Source organism: Cupriavidus sp. UBA2010, assembly GCF_002335265.1.
Classification (GTDB): domain Bacteria; phylum Pseudomonadota; class Gammaproteobacteria; order Burkholderiales; family Burkholderiaceae; genus Cupriavidus; species Cupriavidus metallidurans.
The window spans coordinates 17,380-36,585 of record NZ_DDCI01000023.1 but is presented as its reverse complement, the minus strand read 5'-3'; the positions used below and the strand labels follow the sequence as shown (position 1 = coordinate 36,585).

At 63.3% G+C, this 19,206-nt stretch carries 18 protein-coding genes and 1 pseudogene; 15 read left to right on the top strand and 4 right to left on the bottom strand.

What is annotated here, in order from left to right; genetic code table 11:
* The first annotated feature begins 181 nt into the window (after positions 1-181).
* From tcuA to B2246_RS17810, 6 genes are all read left to right on the top strand, one after another.
* Entirely contained in the window at positions 182-1,615 is a 1,434-nt protein-coding gene (tcuA, locus tag B2246_RS17835) for an FAD-dependent tricarballylate dehydrogenase TcuA (RefSeq protein WP_286882535.1), read from the top strand.
* On the top strand, positions 1,602-2,774 hold the full coding sequence (tcuB, locus tag B2246_RS17830) for a tricarballylate utilization 4Fe-4S protein TcuB (RefSeq protein WP_286882534.1): 1,173 nt from the start codon (positions 1,602-1,604) through the stop codon (positions 2,772-2,774). Before tcuA ends, tcuB begins: the two co-directional genes overlap by 14 nt.
* Before the next feature lie 42 nt (positions 2,775-2,816).
* On the top strand, positions 2,817-3,605 hold the full coding sequence (locus B2246_RS17825) for a class II aldolase/adducin family protein (protein ID WP_008652461.1): 789 nt from the start codon (positions 2,817-2,819) through the stop codon (positions 3,603-3,605).
* A gap of 248 nt (positions 3,606-3,853) precedes the next feature.
* On the top strand, positions 3,854-4,834 hold the full coding sequence (locus tag B2246_RS17820) for a Bug family tripartite tricarboxylate transporter substrate binding protein (RefSeq protein WP_008652460.1): 981 nt from the start codon (positions 3,854-3,856) through the stop codon (positions 4,832-4,834).
* Between the two features lie 9 nt (positions 4,835-4,843).
* Positions 4,844-5,869: a D-2-hydroxyacid dehydrogenase gene (locus tag B2246_RS17815; RefSeq protein WP_286882533.1), complete on the top strand. Its 1,026-nt coding sequence runs from the start codon at positions 4,844-4,846 to the stop codon at positions 5,867-5,869.
* A 131-nt stretch (positions 5,870-6,000) separates the two neighbouring features.
* A complete protein-coding gene (locus B2246_RS17810; RefSeq protein ID WP_286882532.1) occupies positions 6,001-6,426 on the top strand; it encodes a response regulator in 426 nt (141 codons plus the stop codon).
* A 6-nt stretch (positions 6,427-6,432) separates the two neighbouring features.
* Here B2246_RS17810 and lpdA read toward each other — a convergent pair whose 3' ends face one another.
* Together lpdA and B2246_RS17800 are read right to left on the bottom strand one after the other, a co-directional pair.
* A complete protein-coding gene (gene lpdA / locus B2246_RS17805; RefSeq protein ID WP_051068940.1) occupies positions 6,433-7,899 on the bottom strand; it encodes a dihydrolipoyl dehydrogenase in 1,467 nt (488 codons plus the stop codon).
* A gap of 114 nt (positions 7,900-8,013) precedes the next feature.
* A pseudogene (locus B2246_RS17800) lies at positions 8,014-8,229 on the bottom strand (biotin/lipoyl-containing protein); the annotation flags it as partial.
* Between the two features lie 258 nt (positions 8,230-8,487).
* Between B2246_RS17800 and B2246_RS17795 the strand changes: the two are divergent.
* Positions 8,488-9,078, top strand: a complete 591-nt coding sequence (locus tag B2246_RS17795) for a hypothetical protein (RefSeq protein ID WP_234819016.1) — start codon at positions 8,488-8,490, stop codon at positions 9,076-9,078.
* A gap of 13 nt (positions 9,079-9,091) precedes the next feature.
* Here the strand turns inward: B2246_RS17795 and B2246_RS17790 are convergent, their stop codons facing one another.
* Complete coding sequence (locus B2246_RS17790) at positions 9,092-9,730, bottom strand: LysE family translocator (protein ID WP_035883378.1); 639 nt, start codon at positions 9,728-9,730, stop codon at positions 9,092-9,094.
* A 113-nt stretch (positions 9,731-9,843) separates the two neighbouring features.
* Between B2246_RS17790 and B2246_RS17785 the strand changes: the two genes are divergently transcribed.
* The 4 genes from B2246_RS17785 (at position 9,844) to B2246_RS17770 (ending at position 14,625) form a co-directional block, all read left to right on the top strand.
* Positions 9,844-10,695, top strand: a complete 852-nt coding sequence (locus tag B2246_RS17785; protein WP_035883280.1) for a LysR substrate-binding domain-containing protein — start codon at positions 9,844-9,846, stop codon at positions 10,693-10,695.
* A 287-nt stretch (positions 10,696-10,982) separates the two neighbouring features.
* Positions 10,983-11,768, top strand: coding sequence for an alpha/beta fold hydrolase (locus tag B2246_RS17780; protein WP_051705418.1), 786 nt, complete (start codon positions 10,983-10,985; stop codon positions 11,766-11,768).
* Positions 11,769-12,448: 680 nt separating this feature from the next.
* Complete coding sequence (locus B2246_RS17775; RefSeq protein ID WP_186425634.1) at positions 12,449-13,537, top strand: porin; 1,089 nt, start codon at positions 12,449-12,451, stop codon at positions 13,535-13,537.
* 287 nt (positions 13,538-13,824) lie between these two features.
* Entirely contained in the window at positions 13,825-14,625 is an 801-nt protein-coding gene (locus tag B2246_RS17770) for an IclR family transcriptional regulator (protein ID WP_008652446.1), read from the top strand.
* A 17-nt stretch (positions 14,626-14,642) separates the two neighbouring features.
* Here B2246_RS17770 and B2246_RS17765 read toward each other — a convergent pair whose 3' ends face one another.
* Entirely contained in the window at positions 14,643-15,545 is a 903-nt protein-coding gene (locus B2246_RS17765; RefSeq protein ID WP_286882531.1) for a LysR family transcriptional regulator, read from the bottom strand.
* 122 nt (positions 15,546-15,667) lie between these two features.
* On the opposite strand from B2246_RS17765, the gene B2246_RS17760 reads away from it, so the two are divergent.
* Genes B2246_RS17760 through B2246_RS17745 form a run of 4 tightly spaced genes read left to right on the top strand, consistent with a single transcriptional unit; the run spans position 15,668 to position 19,203 of the window.
* Positions 15,668-16,639, top strand: coding sequence for a Bug family tripartite tricarboxylate transporter substrate binding protein (locus B2246_RS17760; protein ID WP_286882530.1), 972 nt, complete (start codon positions 15,668-15,670; stop codon positions 16,637-16,639).
* A 50-nt stretch (positions 16,640-16,689) separates the two neighbouring features.
* Positions 16,690-17,646 (top strand): Bug family tripartite tricarboxylate transporter substrate binding protein, encoded by a 957-nt coding sequence (locus tag B2246_RS17755; protein WP_286882529.1) that lies wholly within the window; start codon positions 16,690-16,692, stop codon positions 17,644-17,646.
* Positions 17,639-18,037, top strand: coding sequence for a Zn-ribbon domain-containing OB-fold protein (locus B2246_RS17750; protein ID WP_286882528.1), 399 nt, complete (start codon positions 17,639-17,641; stop codon positions 18,035-18,037). Before B2246_RS17755 ends, B2246_RS17750 begins: the two co-directional genes overlap by 8 nt.
* Positions 18,034-19,203 (top strand): thiolase, encoded by a 1,170-nt coding sequence (locus tag B2246_RS17745; protein ID WP_286882527.1) that lies wholly within the window; start codon positions 18,034-18,036, stop codon positions 19,201-19,203. The genes B2246_RS17750 and B2246_RS17745 overlap by 4 nt, the downstream gene beginning before the upstream one ends.
* The last annotated feature ends 3 nt before the right edge of the window (positions 19,204-19,206 follow it).

Sequence of the window (19,206 nt, the reverse complement as noted above, 5' to 3'; positions counted from 1 at the left end):
CTGTTTCCCGCCTCGGGCCCGGCTTGGCTGTCCCATCACAAATCGTGATACCCCCATGCCAGTCAACGGGTTAGCAGGCCCTGAGCGGGCGGCTACAGTCCCGGACAGACTCCAGGAAGGCTCAGAAAGGCGTGTCAATTTCCACCCCCACCCCCAATCCCCGCACTCAGGACGCCCGGTCATGATCGACGTCCTGGTGATCGGCGGCGGCAATGCCGCCCTTTGCGCAGCGCTGATGGCCCGTGAAGCGGGCGCCAGCGTGATGCTGCTGGAAGCCGCGCCGCGAGAATGGCGCGGCGGTAATTCCTCCCACACACGCAATCTGCGCTGCATGCATGACGCTCCGCAGGACGTGCTGGTCGACGCGTACCCCGAAGAGGAGTACTGGCAGGATCTGCTGAAAGTGACCGGCGGCCTGACCGACGAGAAGCTGGCGCGGCTTGCGATCCGCGCGTCGTCGTCGTGCCGGGACTGGATGCGCAGCCATGGCGTGCATTTCCAGCCACCGTTATCTGGCGCGCTCCACGTGGCTCGCACCAATGCGTTCTTCATGGGCGGCGGCAAGGCGCTCGTCAATGCGTACTACCGCAGCGCCGAGGCGCTCGGCGTGCAGATTCGGTACAACGCCCCAATCGACGCCATCGAGCTCGATGGCAGCCGATTCGTGGCGGCGCGTATCGGCGCCGAGCGGATTGAAGCACGCGCCTGCGTGCTGGCGGCCGGCGGATTCGAATCGAACCGCGAGTGGCTGCGGGAGGCCTGGGGCCAGAACGAGCGGGGCGAATGGCCCGCCGATAACTTCCTGATCCGCGGCACCCGCTTCAACATGGGCGTGCTGCTCAAGCACATGATTGCCGCGGGCGCCGACGCGATCGGTGACCCGTCGCAGTCGCACTGCGTGGCTATCGACGCGCGCGCGCCGCTCTATGACGGTGGCATCTGCACGCGAATCGATTGCGTCTCGCTCGGGGTCGTGCTCAACGCCAACGCGGAGCGGTTCTACGACGAAGGCGAGGACTTCTGGCCCAAGCGCTATGCGATCTGGGGCCGTCTGGTCGCGCAGCAGCCACAGCAGATCGGTTACTCGATCATCGACGCAAAGGCCGTCGGGCGCTTCATGCCGCCGGTGTTCCCGGGCGTGAAGGCCGATACGCTGCCGGAACTCGCGCGCAAGCTCGGGCTCGACGAAACCACGTTCATGCGGACGATCAACGCGTACAACGCCGCGTGCCGGGTCGGCAAGTTCGACCACACGGTGCTGGACGATTGCCACACCGAAGGCGTGACGCCGTCCAAGACTCACTGGGCGCGGCCGCTCGACACCGCGCCGTTCTTCGGCTACGCGCTTCGCCCAGGCATCACGTTCACGTACCTGGGACTGAAGGTCAACGAAGAGTCGGCCGTGCATTTCGATGGCAAGCCGAGCGACAACCTGTTCGTGGCCGGCGAGATGATGGCTGGCAACGTGCTCGGCAAGGGCTATACCGCTGGCGTCGGCATGGCGATCGGCACCGCGTTCGGCCGGATTGCCGGCACGCAGGCCGCCAAGGCGGCAAAGGGCATGGCCAGGCGTGCCTCACAGGCATCAACGGAAAAGGAATATGCAACATCTTGAAGCGCTGACGCGCGAGGCCGCGGCATTGGCGCGCGGCGCGCTGCCGCTGACTGCAGACGAAGGCGAAGTGGCCCGCACCCTGCAGATCTGCAACGCCTGCCGCTATTGCGAGGGCTTCTGCGCGGTGTTCCCGGCAATGACGCGCCGGCTGGAGTTTCCCAAGGCCGATATCCACTATCTGGCCAATCTGTGCCACAACTGTGGCGCCTGCTATCACGCCTGCCAGTACGCGCCGCCGCATGAGTTCGCGGTCAATATTCCGCAGGCGATGGCCAAGGTGCGTGTGCAGACCTACGGCGACTACGCATTTCCCGCCGCGCTCGGCGGTTTGTACCGGCGCGCGGGGCTGACCACGGCGCTGGCGCTGGCTGGCGGCCTGGCGTTGTTCCTGCTGATGGTGCTGGCGATGCGTGGCAGCCTGCTGCACGCGCCGCTGGCTGGCAACTTCTACGCGATCTTCCCGCACAATCTGCTGGCAGTGATGTTCGGCGTGGTGTTTGTCTTCGCCATCGTCGCGCTGGGCATCGGGGTGACGCGGTTCTGGCAGCAGGTAACGCCCGGCACGCGAGCCAGTGATGACGGCGGTGCGGCCGTGGGCGGCGCCGCGCACGATGCGCTGCGGCTCAAGTATCTCGGCGGTGGGCACGGCGAAGGCTGCAACAACGAGGACGACGCGTTCACGCTGCTGCGCCGGCGCTTCCACCATTTCACGTTCTACGGCTTCATGCTGTGCTTTGCCGCGACGACGGTGGCCACGCTGTATCACTACCTGCTGGATCTGCATGCACCGTACGCGCTGACGAGCCTGCCTGTGCTGCTTGGCACGGTGGGCGGCATCGGCCTGCTGATCGGCACCGCCGGTCTGTTCTGGCTCAATGTGCGGCGCGACCCGCGCACCGGCGATCCGGATCAGAAGCCGATGGACCGTGGATTCATCGCGCTGCTGTTCCTGACCAGCGCGAGCGGGCTGGCGTTGCTGGCCTTGCGCGATACCGGTGCGATGGCCACAGCGCTGGCCATTCACCTCGGCATCGTCATGGCGCTGTTCCTGACGCTGCCGTACGGCAAGTTCGCGCATGGCATCTACCGCTGCGCGGCGCTGCTGAAGTACAACATCGAAAAGCGCCGGCCGAGCGATCTCGCGCTGGGCGCCGACTAAGACATCGAATCGAATCAAGAAACCGAAAAGGGAGACAGGATCATGACGAAACCGGGTGTGCTGAACATCCCCTCGATGCGCGGCCAGTGCAGCGACACGGAGTGGCAAGCGCGCGTCGATCTCGCCGCGTGCTACAGGCTGGTCGAGCTTTATGGCATGGCCGACATGATGGCCAACCACATCTCGGTGCGCGTGCCGGATGAAGAGGATGCGTTCCTGATCAACCCGTACGGCATGATGTACGAGGAGATCACCGCATCGTGTCTGATCAAGGTGGACCACGCGGGCAACATCCTGTCGAAGCCGGACTTCGGTTCGCTGAACTACGGCATCAACAAGGCCGGCTACGTGATTCACAGCGCGGTGCATCACGCGCGGCCCGAGGTGGCGTGTGTGATTCATACCCATAGCTGGGCATCGATGGCGGTGTCGTCCCTGGCGTGCGGCTTGCTGCCGATCACGCAGACAGCGATGCGCTTCCTGAAGATCGGCTATCACGACTACCAGGGCGTGGTGCTCGATACCGCCGAGCAGGCGTCGCTGCTTGAAGACCTGGGCAAGGGCGAGGCGCTGATCCTGCGCAATCACGGTGCCCTGACCGTTGGCAATACCGTGGGCGAGGCGTTCAACTGGATGCATCGGCTCGAGTTGGCCTGCCGCTCGCAGGTGGCGGCGATGTCGTGCAACACGCCGCTGCAGCAGGTGTCGGCGGACGTGCTGGAAGCCACGTGGAGTAACTATCAGCCGGGCACGCGCCGTCCGTATGGCGTCATGGAGTGGCCAGCGTTGCTGCGCAAGCTTGATCGCCTGGACCCGAGCTTCCGCGACTAGGAAGCCGAATTAACGCATTCCCGTATCCCCGCCTTACCGCCTTACCGCGTTACCGTTTTACCGCATCACCGTTGCACCTGAAGAAGAAGGCCTGAATGCCATCCAACGCCCGCAGAGGCGTGGATGGCTAGTGGCGAACCGGCGGGATCTGTGCCCCGAATCGCGGGTCCCGACTGGTGGCATGGCGCCGGGCCCGCGCAAGATCGTCCCGGTGCGCATAAGAACTATATAAACAAGAGAGACAAGACATGCATCGATTCGCCCCCGTTCGATGGCTGGCTACTGCATTGGCCGCCACTGGTTTCACGTTCGCCGCGCAGGCGTCGGCGCAAGGCACTCCGTATCCGGCCAAGCCCGTGCGTGTGGTGGTGGCCTTCACCGCAGGCGGTACCACCGACATGCTGGCGCGCAGCGTCAGCCAGCAACTTGCCCAGCGCTTCAAGCAATCCTTCGTGGTGGACAACCGTCCCGGCGCGGGCGGCAATATCGGCACCGAGTACGTTGTCCGATCGCCGGCCGATGGCTACACGCTGCTGGTCAACTCGGTGGGGCCGATCTCGATCAATCAGACGCTCTACAAGCGCCTGAACTACGACCCGCTGGCGGATCTGGTGCCGGTGGTGCAGATCGCCGACGTGCCGAACGTGCTCGTCGTGCCGGCCGCGCTGCCGGTAAAGAACTTCGACGAGTTCGTGGCCTATGCCAAGGCGAACTCGGGCAAGCTCAACTACAGCTCGACCGGGGTGGGGACGTCGTCGCATCTGTCGGGCTTCATGTTCAGTGAACGCATCGGTGCCCAGGCCACTCATGTGCCTTACAAGGGTGCCGATGCGCTGAACGACCTGCTCTCGGGGCGCGTCCAGTTCATGTTCGCCACGATTCCATCGGTGATCTCGCAGATCCAGGCAGGCAAGCTGCGCGCGCTGGCGGTGACTAGCGCGAAGCGTTCCCGCTCGCTGCCGGATCTGCCGACGGTGGCGGAGAAGGGCTTCCCTGGCTTCGAGGCTGGCTCGTGGTTCGGCTTCTTCGCACCGAAGGGCACGCCGGCCGAGGTTGTCACCCGGGTCAATCAGGCCGTAAATGACATCCTGCCATCGCTGCAGGCGCAGATGGTTCGTGAAGGCGCCGATCCGGTCGGCGGCTCGCCGCAGCAGTTCGGTGATTTCACGCGCAAGGAATATGAGAAGTGGAAGGTCGTGGTCAAGGCCTCCGGTGCCACTGTCGATTGAAATTCAGACATGTCTCAAACTCAGCCGAAGTCTCTAGAAGCCGTCCAGCCATTGCGCATCCTGTTGTCCGAACTAACGCTGAGGGAGCATCGCGCCGCGATCGATCTGGCCATGGACGGCACGCCGTGGCTGCCGGTACTGGCGCCTGCCACTGATGATCCGAAGGGTGTCGATGTCGATATCGCCTTCGTGTCGCGCGATGTGACCGGGCTATCGACCAAGCATCAGATCCTGCCGGACACGCAGCGCTTCTACTCGGCGATGCTCGAGGCGCCCGCGCTGCGATGGGTGCATGTGCATTCGGCCGGCGCCGATCGCGCCGTGTTCGGCCAGTTGCGGCAGCGCGGGGTAACGGTCACCACGTCTTCCGGCGCCAATGCGGGAGTGGTGGCGCAAACCGCGCTGGCGGGATTGCTGGCGCTGGCGAGGCATTTTCCGCTGCTGCTCGCCGCCCAGCGCGAGCAACGCTGGGCCCCGTTGCTCGGCACGGGATTGCCGCGTGACGTGCGGGGGCAGACCGCAACCATTGTGGGGTGGGGCCCGATCGGGCAGCAGCTCGGTGCCATGCTGCGCCTGCTCGGCATGTCGGTGGCCGTGGTCAGGCAACAGCCGACGCCGGCTGGCGAAGGGTTCGAGACTTTTACGTTCGATACCCTGCACGAGGTGCTTCCCCGCTCGGACTGGTTGATACTGGCCTGCCCTCTGACGGACCGGACGCGTGGACTGGTCGACGGCGCGGCCCTGCGGCGATTGCCGGCTGGCGCGCGGCTGGTCAATGTGGCGCGTGGAGAAGTGGTGGACGAGCCAGCGCTGATCGACGCACTGACAGAAGGAAGGTTGGCCGGCGCATACCTCGATGTGTTCGCGCATGAGCCATTGCCGGCGACGTCGCCGCTATGGTCGTTGCCGAACGTCATTGCCACGCCGCATAGCGCCGGTTTCTCGGACGGCAATGCGGCGCGTGTGGTCGACATCTTCCTGGACAATCTTCGCCGTCGGTTGGCGGGTCAGACATTGCGAAACGTGTCAGCCTAGCGGCAAATGGGAAGGGGTTGCAGAAAAGGCTGCAAACCGATACGGGAAGTTGCGGAGTTTTCAGCAACCTTGTCGCTGCCTCGACATGCACAATAGCGACAGCCGATTTTCTGTTGCCACATACCGTGTCCATGCCTGCCAATAAACCGCCGTTGCCGCGCGTCATCGTCGCGGAGGATCATCCCGTATGCCTGCTCGTGCTGGAGGACCAGCTCAAGGGCATTGGTGGCTGTGAGGTGGTGGTCTGCGAGAACGGTACCGACGCGCTCAGGGCGCTGGAAAGCGGCCCGGCCGCGCTGTTGCTGACTGACCTCAGCCTGCCCGGCATCGAAGGACTGGCGCTCGCGCGCAGAATCCGCACGGGCAAGGCGGGGCAGGTGGCCCCCGACCTGCCCATCGTCGCCATCACGGCCACCGCTGGACCCGAGGAGCGACTCGCGTGCCTGGAGGCCGGCATCGGCATGGTGCTGACGAAGCCGGTCAGCTACGAGACGCTCCAGTCGGTCCTGGGCCACTACCTTTGGAAAGACGACCCGTACGACCAATACGATAAATAGCGCCAACTACATATTGAGCGCCCGCTTCCGCACCGCCAGCGCAGCCTCGCGCATGACCTCGGAGAGTGATGGATGTGGGTGGCAGATCATGCCGATGTCCTCCGATGCCGCCTTGAACTCCATGGCGACCACGGCTTCGGCGATCAGATCCGAGGCATTGGCGGAGATGATGTGCACGCCCAGGATTTCGTCGGTCTTGGCGTCCGCGATCATCTTGATGAAGCCATCCGGATGTCCGATCCCAAGCGCGCGGCCGTTGGCCATCATCGGGAACTGGCCGGAACGGAACTCGCGGCCTTCCGCCTTCAACTGGGCTTCTGACTTGCCCACCCAGGCGATTTCGGGCTCGGTGTAGATCACCCACGGAATGCAGTTGTAGTCGATGTGTGGCTTCTGGCCGTCGATGACCTCGGCGGCCATGACGCCTTCGTCCTCGGCCTTGTGGGCGAGCATCGGGCCGCGCACGACATCGCCGATAGCGTAGATGCCCGCCACCGGGGTGCGGCACTGGTCGTCCACGGGGATGAAGCCACGCGCGTCGGCGGCCAGGCCCACGGCATCCAGACCCAGATTGTCGGTGTTCGGCACGCGCCCGATCGACACGATCAATCGGTCCGCGACGAGTTTCTGTTCCGCGCCGTCCTTGTCCTTGTAGGCGATGCTGACGCCCTTGGCGGTGGCTTCGATATTGCCGATGTCGACACCAAGGTGGATCGTAAGCCCCTGCTTGCCGAACTGTTTGGCGGCTTCCCTGGCCACAGCTTCGTCAAGCGCGCCGAGGAATGTGGGCAGCGCTTCCAGCAGCGTGACTTCGGACCCGAGCCGTCGCCAGACCGAGCCGAGTTCGAGACCGATCACCCCGGCGCCGATCACCGCGAGTTTCTTCGGCACCGAATCGAAGGACAGCGCGCCCTCGTTGTCGGAGACGATTTTGTTGTCGACCGGCACGCCAGAAAGATGGCGGGCCTTCGAACCCGTTGCGATGATGACGTTGCGTGCCGTATGCGACGTCGTCTCGCCGCCGTTGCTAGCCTCCACGGTGATCACGCCATCCGCGGCCCGCCCCTTGAACTTGCCATGGCCCTTGATCCAGGTGACCTTGTTCTTGCGGAACAAAAACTCCACGCCACCGGTGAACTTGTCGACGATCGCGGCCTTGCGCTGGATCATCTGCGGCAGATCGAGCGTGACGCCCTTGACCTGCACGCCATGTTCGGCCAGCCCATGCTTCGCTTGCTCGAAGTACTCGGACGAGGCGAGCAGCGCCTTGCTTGGAATGCAGCCGACGTTCAGGCAGGTACCGCCGAGCCGTGGCTTGCCAGCGTCGTCTTTCCATTCCTCGATGCAGGCTACCGTCTTGCCTAGCTGGGCCGCACGGATGGCGGCGATATATCCACCCGGGCCGGAGCCGATCACGATCACGTCGAAGTCTGCCTTGGCCGATGCCGGGGCACCAGCGCCACCTGATGCCACGGCGGCTACCGGAGCAGGGGCGGGTGCGGGCGCTGGGGCGGATGCCGGCGCTGCAGCCGCCACGGGAGAGGCTGCAGCGACCGCTTTGCCCTCGGTGTCGACCACCGCGAGCACGTCGTCCGTATGGACCGTGGCGCCATCGGGCTGGACGATCTTTGCGAGCACGCCGTCGGCCGGACTCGGCACCTCCAGTGTGACCTTGTCGGTTTCCAGTTCCACCAGGATCTCGTCGCGTTTGACGGCCTCGCCGGCTTGCTTCTTCCACTGCATCAGCGTGGCTTCCGAGACGGATTCGGACAACTGCGGCACTTTCACTTCGATCGCGGCCATGGTTTTTCCTTGCGGGTCTCTTGTGACGAAAGCTTCCAGTCTAGGAGAGCACGCCAAGGATGCCAGCCGAGTTGCGCAGTAGTGACTTCGACGCGTGCAAATGGGGTGTCTGCATCACTCGTTGGTCGGATCGATCGGGAGGACGCCATCCCCCGCGATGCCGCGTCGCCGCTATCGGCAAAATGACCCGGCAGGAAGGCGTTGGGCTTCCTAAGCTATGGGAAGGATTGGAAGAACAAGATGCACCGGGAGGTCGCCATGACTCCAGATCTCAATGCGCAGGTCCGGCGCGTCGCGTCGGTCATGCTGCTTCCGTGGTGCGCCGCCTGCGCGTATCCGGAAGTTCATTCCCAGGCCTGCCTCTCGGGCGTCGATGTGTACGAGGACGTGGCCTATGACACCGGCGCCAGCCGCGTGACGTTCTCGGGATCGGACACCGGCACCGGTGAGCCGTGCAGCGATACGATTGCTGGCCACGGCGGATTCTGGGTTGCCAGCTTCGACCGCACGGCGCCGCCGCCAGCCGAGCCGGGCGCCGTTGTCGATACGAGCACTGTGGTGGAGGCGACCGTCATCGGGGGCGAATGGCACTGGTGGCAAGCCGACGGCACCCTGCAGAGCGGCGACGTGATGGGCGGGCAGGTGATACGCCCTGCAGAGCCGGGCGGCAGCGTCGGCATCTGCACCAATGGCGCGGCCATGATCGCCGTCACGCTCTCGGTCCATCAGCAGTATCCCGGCAGCGGCACCTTCGAGGGCTGCCTGGACGATACGGGGGTGGATACCACGATGCCGTGGATCGTCCATCCGCCGTCGATCCGGGGAAGTTTGCGGATGAACTCGCCGTAAGCGGGCGATGGCGCTACGACAGCGCCGGCCAGTGCGCGGCTTCCAGTGCCATCCTCGCCCCGAGCAGCAGAAGCACGCCGCCCGCCACAAGGCGCTGCGCCAGCAGCCAGCGTGGGTGGCTTCCCATCATTGCCGCGGCGCGGCCCGACGATATGGCGACGAGCGCGTTGACCGATGCGAAAGCGGCGGTCAGGGCCAGCCCCAGGACCAACGATTGCCTGAGGACGCCACCCGCCTGATAGTCGATGAATTGCGGCAGTATCGACAGGAAGACCAGCGCTAGCTTGGGATTGAGCAGGCTGGTCATCGCGCCCATCGTGAACAGGCGACGCGGCCGTTCGGCCTGGGTTGCCTGGACCTGAAGCGGGGACCGGCCGCCTGGCTTGAGCATCTGCCAGGCCATGTAGAGCAGGTAGGCTGCACCAGCGATGGCAAGCAGGCGCGCGGCGCCAGGAATCGCCAGGAACAGCGCACTGATGCCAAATGCCGCGCTGAGCATGTAGGTCATGTAACCGAGCATGACGCCCGCCAGTGAAGTCAGCCCAGCCCGGGTGCCTTGCGAGACCGAGCGCGCCATCACGTAGACCATATTGGGGCCCGGCGTGATTGCCAGCAGGCCGCCCACGGCCATGAATTCGTACATCGTTCTCATGCGCAGCACCTGGTCCAGAACCATCCTTGATCGGGAATGCTGGCAGTATCGGACCACGGGATAGCTAAGTAAAACGGATTATACTGATCCGATTATTCAGATTTACTGATGAAATGAAGAAGCTCGATCTCGACGTGATGGAGATGATCGTTGCCGTGGCCGATGCCGGGTCGTTCGCGCGCGCGGCGGAGACCCTGCATCGGTCGCCATCGGCCGTGAGCATGCAGATCAAGGCGATCGAGGAGGTGCTCGGCAAACCACTCTTCACGCGCACCACGCGCAACGTCGCCCTGACCGAGGACGGCAGGACGCTCCTGGATTACGGACGGCATATGCTGGCCTTGCGGGAGGAGGCATGGTCGGCGGTGGTTCGCCCGGAGATTCGCGGGCGCGTCACGATCGGCGTTCCTGACGATTACGCGTCGTCGCTGCTACCTTCGGTCTTGCGCCGGTTCGCGGCGGCCCATCCGCGCGTGGAGATCCGTGTCATCGGGTTGCCCAGCCACGCACTGATTCCATTGCTGAAGGACAACACGCTGGATCTGGCCTGCATCACGAAGGCGCGCGGCGTCACCGGGGATTTCATCCGCCACGAGCCGATGGTTTGGGTCTCGGCCCGCAGTGGCCGACCCATCTGGCGGGAGCGTCCGCTCCCGATCGCCGTCTTCGCCCATGGCAGCGCCGCGAGAGCCGGCGCCATCGCAGCGCTGCAGCAGGCCGATATCCAGTATCGGATGTCGTATGAAAGCCCCAGTCTGCTTGGATTGATCAGCATGGTCGAGGCTGGACTGGCGGTGGCGCCGCTGGCCCGATGCAGCGTGCCGGCGCATCTCGCTGTGCTGGGGGAGTCCGAAGGACTGCCGCCGCTTGCGCCGCTGGAGGTCGTGCTGGCGCGTAGCGCGAAATCGGCGCGGCCACCGTGCGATTTTCTGGCGGAACAGATGCTGGCGGACTTGAAGGTCTGAGGTCCCGAACGGCTGACGCCCGGCGTGATCAGATGATGAGTCAGCGAAGAGCAGGGATAAGGGCGAAACTCACATACTCGAATCGAGGCGATTTTTCTCGTCCATGACTTGCTTCGGGCACGCCGTGCGTGGTCAGATACAGCGCTTCATTTCCCACGTCCCCACGTAATTGCAATATGACGAGCCCGATATCTACAACGCCCCCACGGCCCGCGACGCCAGACGAGATGATCGAGCGGCTCAGCGCGAGGGCTGTCGTCCACCGGGACCGATCCGGTCCTACAGAGATGGTCTGGCGCGAGATCGGTCGTGGCTCCCCCCTGGTGCTGATCCATGGCGGTCATGGAAACTGGATGCACTGGGTGCGCAATATCGAGGCGCTGAGCCAGCAGCACACGCTATGGCTGCCTGACCTGCCCGGTTTCGGTGAATCCGCCACGCTCGACGGCGATCCTCATGCGGATGACCGGCTGGATCGGCTGGTCGATACAGTGGCAGCCAGTCTGAGGCAGCGGTTCGGCGCGTCGGATGGATTCGCGCTGGCGGGTTTCTCTTTCGGTGGCGTTGTCGCGGCCCGCCTGGCAGCCGCGCTGCCGAATGTCGAGAAGCTTGCGCTACTGGGCTCTGCCGGGCATGGCGGTAAGCGGCGCCAGCGACTCGATATGGTCAACTGGCGCACGGAGGACCGCGAGCAGATGCTGCAGGGGTTGAGGCACAACCTCGAAGCACTGATGCTTCACGATCCGGCCAGCATCGACGCGCTGGCCATGGCGGTGCACGAACGGGCTTGCATGGCCACGCGCTTTCGCAGCAAGTCCATTTCGCGCGGCGGTCCGGTGCTCGGACAGGCGCTCGACAGCTATGGCGGAAAGACGCTGCTGATTTGGGGCGAGCATGACGTGACGGCTGACCCCGTGGAAGCGGCACCGCGCATCGCGGGACATCTGTCGGCTCGGCAATGGCATCTGGTTCCCGGCGCCGGGCATTGGGTGCAATACGAACGAGCAGACGAAATCAATCAGTTGCTGCTGCAGTGGTTCGCCAGCGTCGATGGCGAATTGCACGCTCGATAAGGCGCGCATTAGCCCGATTCTCCTTATCGCTGCTCTCCCCATATCGGTTCTCCGGGTTCGTTTCGGATACCGAAACGGTGGTCTGGCAATGCGTGGTCAAGTGTTTGATACTCGCCGCTGGTGCGTGTTCTGGTCGACGCAGATCGACAACGCGCACTCATGCAATGGTTAGCCGAGTACTGGGTTCGTCAGCGCCCACCGAGCCGCTTCACGTGATTGGCCATCCATGCAGTTGATCAAACAAGGAGACAAGGATGGCAACTCGCAACCTGGCGACCTCGGGTCGCGCATCGTCACGACGACGACGGATACTTCACACACCACAACTGCGGCATGGGGCTCAGTCCACTACTGTCGACAGCCCCCGTATCGCGTGCATTGCCTGCATCCGCGGTAACGCCGTCACGCTGATCGAGAAGCAAGCCGAACATTATCGGAAGACCGCGAGCATTCTGGTTACGGGCAATCCGTAGCCGCGCGCTCCGAACTCAATCACTCATCCACGAGCAACGTACCGTTCGCCGACAACAGCCGGCAGGGCGGAGCTTTGTCCAGCGCTTTGATGCGCCACGAAATCAATAAGGCGTGAAGCGTTCCCGCTCAAGCGGGAGCGCGTCCACACGCCATGACCTGGCCAGCCTCAGCCGGAGATTGAGGCATTTTCAACTTGGAGGAAAAGAATGAAGGCGAGATTGACAGTTCCCGCACTCGCAGCATTGCTGTGCTGCGTTTCGGCGGAATCCCGGGCAAACGTGACCCTGTACGGCGTCGTGGATGCAGGCGTGAGCTTCACCAACAACCAGGTGGGCGGAGGCAGCGTGGTCAGGCAGACGTCGGGCAGCCTTTCCAGTTCGCGCTGGGGCGTACGTGGATCCGAGGACCTTGGCCAAGGCCTGAAAGCGGTGTTCGTGCTCGAAAGTGGCTTTGATGTCGACACTGGCAAATCAGCACAGGGCGGACGGCTGTTCGGGCGATCGGCATATGTGGGGTTGGAGAGCCAATGGGGCAGCATCCTGTTTGGGCGTCAGCAGAGCGCGTTGTTCGACATGATCGGCGCGTTCGACCCGATGGCGCTGTCGCCGAGGTGGTCCATCTTCAATCAGGATCTTGCCTTCGTCGCCCGGCCGGACAACACCGTGAAGTATGTGGGGAAGTTCGGCGGCTTGACGGCCACGGCGATGTACAGCTTTGGCGCGGAAAGCACCACGGTGGATGGCAGCGAGGTGCCTGGGAATGCCAAACTAGGTCGGGAGTTCGGCTTTCGCCTGAGCTACAACAATGGCCCGTTCAGCATTGGCACGGCCTATGACGAGGTCAACACCGGCACATTGACCACGAACCGCGACGCCACGTCGCGTCGGGCCACGCTGGCCGGTACCTATGCGCTCTCCACCCTCAAGGTGTTCGCCGGCTACCGATGGGCAAAGGCCTACGATGGAGCGATTCTCGTGGGCGCGCTGCCAGGTGTGTCGAATCAGGCGTCGAACCTGTGGTGGACGGGCGTGATGTGGCAGGCGGGGCCGGCGGTGACGCTTAGCGCGGCCGCTTATTACCAGGATTTCCGCAACACCGGTGGTGATCCGTGGCTGTTCGTCGCCACAGGCCGGTACGCATTCTCGAAGCGTACCGAGGCCTACCTGACGCTGGGCTACGCACTGAATCAGGAAAACTCGAACATGGGTCTTGGCAATGGCGCAGCCGGCTTCGGCCATACGCCGCCGGGCAGCAATCAGTTCGGCACGACCCTCGGGATCAAGCACATTTTCTGACATAGATCATTGTGTGGACGGGGCCTTCAATGAAATGGACTTAGTGCCCCGCCACCATTGCTAAATGGGGTGTCCTTGTCCACGCGCACATCATCGGGCGGGCCGCGTATCGCAGTCTGGAACCGGACAGGAATCAAGGCACCGTGAGTGCGGCACGACGTTTCCTTCTGATTGGGATTCAATGGGATGGTCGCGGGATATCGAGCATTGACCGCGTAGAGAGGGGGCCGCAGTATGGTCGTTTCGACAGTTGAAACGACCGGAGCGACCGAAGCCGGCAGGAAGCCATGCTTGAACCGACGCACGAGAGCGAGCCTTTCTCGCGCACCACACCGGGCAGCCAGACGTTGCTGCGCGGACTGAACTTGCTGCGGGCATTCGTCAGCGGCGCGCCCGTGCTGAGCAACGCTCAGCTCGCCGAACGCAGTGGCCTGCCGAGGCCCACGGTCAGTCGCCTTACCCATTCGCTGGTGGAAGGCGGTTATCTCGAATACGACGGTGTGTCGAAGGGCTATCGCCTCGCGCCGGTATGCCTGAGCCTGGCGCGCTCGTTCCATATCGGGCGCTCGGAGCTGGATGCCGTGTTGCCGCTGATGGGCCAGGTGGCGACGGCGGAGCAGATCAACGTCACGCTATCCGCCGCCGATGGATTCTGGATGGTCTATCTCCACACGATTCGCAAAGGCCGTGGGCTGATGAGTCGTGCCGCAATGACCGGAACGCGATTCGGGATGGTAAGAAGCTCGACCGGGCACGCTTATCTTGCCGGCCTGCCGGAATCGCGGCGGCAACTGCTGATGGGCAGGCTGGCGAGCCACTACGGCGAGAAGTGGCCGAAGTACAAGGAGCGCATCGACACGTCGAGGGCGAAGTACGCGAAGGACGGCTATTGCCGCTCGCGCGTCGTGCTCGGCATGGAGGGCATCGCGACGGCAGTGATGGGCCCGGATGGTGTGCTCTATACCCTGAGTGTCTCGTACGCGGTAGGGGACGATGACGATGGTCCGCTGGAGGCGCGATATGCGCCTGTGCTGCTCTCACTGCGTGACGCCATCGAGATTGCGTGGTCCGAGTTTGGCGGCGTGTAGGCGGGCGGTTCGTGGGTTCAGGAGCTCATCTGCTTCAGTTGTGGAATGAGTTCTCGAAGAAACTGGCGTGTCGCGAGCGTGGGGCGTCCCAGCCGACGCCGGATCAGCGAGATGCGATGCGCGTCGTGCGGAATATCGGCGATGGGGATCGTTCGCATTCCCCATTCCTCAGCGATGTCCGCCGCATAGGCCGGCGCGATCAACACACCCGCCCCTCGCTTGATCAAGCCAAGCGCGGAAGTCAGCGTGCCGACTTCCAGAGCGCTTGGCAGCGTGACACCCTTGTCCAGGACAAGCTGATCCAGCGTGCGTCTCACGCTGAAGAAGCGCCGCAAGCTAATGTGGTTGCAGTGGGATAGGTCCGCCAGAGAGATGCGCTTGCGGGCTGCGAGGGGGCAGTCGTCGCTGACCACCAGGCGCATACGCCCCTGATACACGAGTTCGGTCGCAACACCTGGCAGGTCCGTTTCGACGGCACCGAGCCCGAAATCTACAGTTCCCGCACGCACGCTCTCGACGGTTTCGTCCGTCGACAATTCGTGGAGCTCGAAGCTGACGCCAGGAAATCGCTTCCTATACTCGGTGATCGGGCCGGCAAGCAGCCCGTAGATCATCAGCGGCGACGCCGCCACACTTACCTTGCCGCGTTTCAGTTCAATCAATTCCTCGACGCTGCGGGTGGCGGCGTGCATGGTGGCGATCACGTCGACTGCAAAGGCATGGAATTCGATGGCCGCAGCCGTGGGCTCGACCCGGCGCGTCGTGCGATCGAATAGGGCAAAGCCCAATTGAGACTCGAGTTCGGCAATGACTTTGCTGGCGGCGGACTGGGTGAGGTTCTGACGAACCGCTGCCGCGGTGATGCTGTGAGTCTCGAAGACCTCCAGGAAGAGGCGCAGTTGCCGAAAGGTGATATTCATTCCAACACCGACTGGATTCATGAGAAGAAGTCGATTGTGTCATGAATAGGTCAGTCGCTACCATCCGAATCCTCCAGTGACACGACGTGGGATACACCACGCGCAATAAAGGAGGAGACAAGATGAATCGAAGTGCAAGGCTTGGACGTTGCCTGTTGGGCGGCTGCATGCTGCTCGCTTCCGCCGTTGCCCAGGCGGTTGCCTATCCGCAGAAGCCGGTGACTCTGATCGTGCCGTTCGTAGCCGGCGGCATGACCGACGTGCTGGCTAGGCAACTGGCCACCAGTATGCAGAATGCTACCGGGCAGACCGTGCTGGTTGATAACCGGCCAGGTGCCGGCGGGATCATTGGTACGGAGAAGGTGGCGAAGGCGAAGCCGGATGGCTACACGCTGCTCGTAACGACCACGGCGCACGTCGTCAATCCGTCCATCACGAAGCAGTTGCCTTATGACACGGCCCACGATTTCGCTCCGGTGGCACTTCTGGCGAGCACGCCTGCGGTGCTCGTCGTCAATCCCTCGATTCCCGCTAGGAAACTGCCGGAGCTGTTGGCGTATGCGCGGAGCGCCGGGAGTCTCAGCTACGGTTCATCGGGTACTGGCGGTATTACGCATCTTTCCGGTGCATTGCTTGCGAGCCGCACCGGCGCGCCGCTCCTGCATGTGCCCTACAAGGGAACCGCAGCCGCGGTCAACGATCTGCTTGGTGGGCAGATTCAGGCGTCGTTCGTGGATGCGCTGACCGCCATCAAGTACATCCAGGCAGGCAAGCTGAACGCCGTGGGGGTGACCACCAGCCGCCGTGCGGCGGTTTTGCCCGATGTTCCAACCATCGCAGAACAGGGCGTTCCGGGCTACGAGACCGAGATCTGGATCGGCTTCTACGCACCGGCCAACACTCCGCCCGAAATCGTTAGTCAACTCAACGCGATGGCGAAGAGCGCCATGAACGAGACTCGCTTCAAGGAAATGCTCCAGCAACAGGGAACGCTGCCGGGCCAGATGTCAGTGCCGGATTTTCAGCGCTTTGTTCAAAAGGAGATCGGCAAGTGGGGCGACATCGTGAAACGTTCCGGCATCGAGCCCCAGTAGGGGGCTGCGCACCAATTCCATTCAGAAACCTTGGGCATAGGAGACCGCTAGTGAAGTTCGTTTTTTCAATCTCGCTCGCAGCATTGTTTATCTCGGCCGCCCATGCGGCGGATGCTTACCCATCGAAGCCGGTCACGCTGGTTGTTGCATATGCCGCCGGTGGCATGACCGACATCCTGACCCGCAAGGTTGCCGCCGACCTTCAGGCGCAAACCGGTCAGACGTTCGTCGTCGACAACAAACCGGGCGCCACGGGGCAGATCGCCACGGAGTACGTCGGGCGGCGGCCGGCGGACGGCTACACCATCCTGGTGGGCGCGACCAGCCACGTCATCAATCCCGCGCTGAAGAAGACGCTGCCCTATGACGCCAGGAAAGCCTTCGATCCGGTTGCATTGCTGGCGATTAGTCCGAACTTCGTGCTCGTCAATGCAGGGCTCAACATCAGGACGTTCGCCGATCTGAAAGCCTATGGAAAGAGCCACCCAAGCATTCCCTACGGTACCGCCGGTATCGGCGGAGCTCCGCACATTATCGGCGAACTCCTGCGGGCACAGAGTGGACTTCCGCTCGTTCACGTTGCTTACAAGGGCGCGGGACCGGCGATGGCGGATCTTGTTTCCGGTCAGGTTCCGTTTGGCGTGGCCGAATCCGTGACCGCGAATGCGTATCTCAAGTCCGGAAAGATCGTTCCGCTGGCGATCGCCTCGGCGCGGCGGAGCGATCAGTTTCCAACGGTGCCGACGCTCAATGAACTCGGCTACAAGGGCTTCGAACTGACCACCTGGGTCGGTGCCTATGTGCCCGCCGGAACACCGCCGCAGGTCCTGGACATGCTCAACAAGGGCTTCCGAAAGGCCATCGCCATGCCGGCGACGTCGGAGTACATCCGTTCGACAGGGTCAGAGCCGGGCGATATGGACCTGCCCACCTACAGGGCTTTTGTCTTGTCGGAAATGGAGAAGTGGAAGGGCGTGATTCAGCAAGCGGGAGTCAAGGATGAATAGTGAGGCAGCTAAGCGAGCGGTAAATCCGGCATCGCCGGAGCAGGTGTTCTTCGCGGCCCTGCGGCAGGGGACACCAATGATCCAGTGTTGCGAGACGTGTCGCAAGCGCTTCTTCTTCCCACGCACGCATTGCCCCACATGCGACGCGGAGCACTACGCATGGGTGCCGATGACGCGTACGGGCACGCTGTACTCCTTCTCGGAGATTCCCGGTTACGGAGAGTCCGCAGGACGAAATGTGGTGCTGATCGACATGGATGATGGGTTTCGCATGATGTCAACGGTTCCCGGGGCTGCTCCCGGCGCGCTGGCCATCGGCATGCGTCTGCGTGCCATCGTGGATCCGAGCACGGAGCCTCCACGCCTTGTTCTTGAGGAGACGAGCGAATGATTGACTGGGATCCATCGCTGCGCGGAAGTATCGCGATTGTCGGGAGCGCAACGGCGGGCATTGGCGATGCCGGCGGGCAGACCGATCTGGAGATCACATCGAGAGCTGTGCACGCGGCGATCGCGCAAGCCGGATTCAGAATGTCCGATATCGACGGTCTGATGACGGCCAGTCTCTCATCTTCGATGTGGGTGGTGAAGCTGGCGGAGTACCTCGGTGTCCGCCCACGCTTCTCCGACAGTACGCAGATTGGGGGCGCGTCGTTCGTTGGCCATCTGCTCACGGCTGCCGCCGCGATTCGGGCTGGTCTCTGCAGGAACATCGTGATTGCCTACGGCGCGACGCCACGTGGCGGCAACAGCGTCTCGGCCACGTCTCCGGCACGCGCGAAGCTCGACCCGTTTCCGTTTGAGGACCCATTCCAGCCGTTCAATCCGCCCACCAGCTATGCGTTTGCGGCCATGCGCCATATGCACGAGTACGGCACCACGCGCGAGCAACTTGCGGAGGTTGCGGTTTCGGCACGGAAGTGGGCGCAACTGAACCCCGAGGCGTTCAGGCGAGAGCCTCTGACGATCGATGACGTGTTGGGTGCAAAGGTCGTGTCATCGCCGTTCACTGCGCGCGATTGTTGCCTGGTGACGGATGGCGCGGGGGCAATTGTGGTGACTGCGGCGGAACGGGCGAAGGACCTGGCGTCGGTGCCCGTCCATGTCCTTGGGACGGCGATGTCGCATCACCATCGGCAAATCTCATGCATGGACGACCTGACGACGACGGATGCACGGATTTCGGGTGCGTCTGCGCTGCAGCGAGCCGGGATGCATCTCGACGAGGTCGATGTCGTTCAGCTCTACGACGCGTTCACCATCAACCCGATCCTGTTTCTAGAGGATCTCGGGTTCTGCCCCAAGGGAGAGGGGGGGCGCTTCATCCAGGGCGGGCGCATCGCGCCAGGTGGCGCGCTGCCCGTGAATACCAATGGGGGTGGCCTTTCGTGCGTGCACCCAGGGATGTACAGCATGTTCGGCCTGGTCGAGGCCGTGCGGCAACTGCAGGGCATATGCGGCGACCGTCAGGTAGCGAACGCACGCACGGCGCTCGTCCATGGAAATGGCGGCACGTTGAGCGCTCAGGCGACGACGATCCTTTCATTGGAGAAATAGGTA

Coding starts and splice junctions, on each gene's coding strand:
- tcuA (WP_286882535.1), top strand. CDS start 182: ATGATCGACGTCCTGGTGATCGGCGGCGGCAATGCCGCCCTTTGCGCA.
- tcuB (WP_286882534.1), top strand. CDS start 1,602: ATGCAACATCTTGAAGCGCTGACGCGCGAGGCCGCGGCATTGGCGCGC.
- B2246_RS17825 (WP_008652461.1), top strand. CDS start 2,817: ATGACGAAACCGGGTGTGCTGAACATCCCCTCGATGCGCGGCCAGTGC.
- B2246_RS17820 (WP_008652460.1), top strand. CDS start 3,854: ATGCATCGATTCGCCCCCGTTCGATGGCTGGCTACTGCATTGGCCGCC.
- B2246_RS17815 (WP_286882533.1), top strand. CDS start 4,844: ATGTCTCAAACTCAGCCGAAGTCTCTAGAAGCCGTCCAGCCATTGCGC.
- B2246_RS17810 (WP_286882532.1), top strand. CDS start 6,001: ATGCCTGCCAATAAACCGCCGTTGCCGCGCGTCATCGTCGCGGAGGAT.
- B2246_RS17795 (WP_234819016.1), top strand. CDS start 8,488: ATGACTCCAGATCTCAATGCGCAGGTCCGGCGCGTCGCGTCGGTCATG.
- B2246_RS17790 (WP_035883378.1), bottom strand. CDS start 9,730: ATGAGAACGATGTACGAATTCATGGCCGTGGGCGGCCTGCTGGCAATC.
- B2246_RS17785 (WP_035883280.1), top strand. CDS start 9,844: ATGAAGAAGCTCGATCTCGACGTGATGGAGATGATCGTTGCCGTGGCC.
- B2246_RS17780 (WP_051705418.1), top strand. CDS start 10,983: ATGGTCTGGCGCGAGATCGGTCGTGGCTCCCCCCTGGTGCTGATCCAT.
- B2246_RS17775 (WP_186425634.1), top strand. CDS start 12,449: ATGAAGGCGAGATTGACAGTTCCCGCACTCGCAGCATTGCTGTGCTGC.
- B2246_RS17770 (WP_008652446.1), top strand. CDS start 13,825: ATGCTTGAACCGACGCACGAGAGCGAGCCTTTCTCGCGCACCACACCG.
- B2246_RS17765 (WP_286882531.1), bottom strand. CDS start 15,545: ATGAATATCACCTTTCGGCAACTGCGCCTCTTCCTGGAGGTCTTCGAG.
- B2246_RS17760 (WP_286882530.1), top strand. CDS start 15,668: ATGAATCGAAGTGCAAGGCTTGGACGTTGCCTGTTGGGCGGCTGCATG.
- B2246_RS17750 (WP_286882528.1), top strand. CDS start 17,639: ATGAATAGTGAGGCAGCTAAGCGAGCGGTAAATCCGGCATCGCCGGAG.
- B2246_RS17745 (WP_286882527.1), top strand. CDS start 18,034: ATGATTGACTGGGATCCATCGCTGCGCGGAAGTATCGCGATTGTCGGG.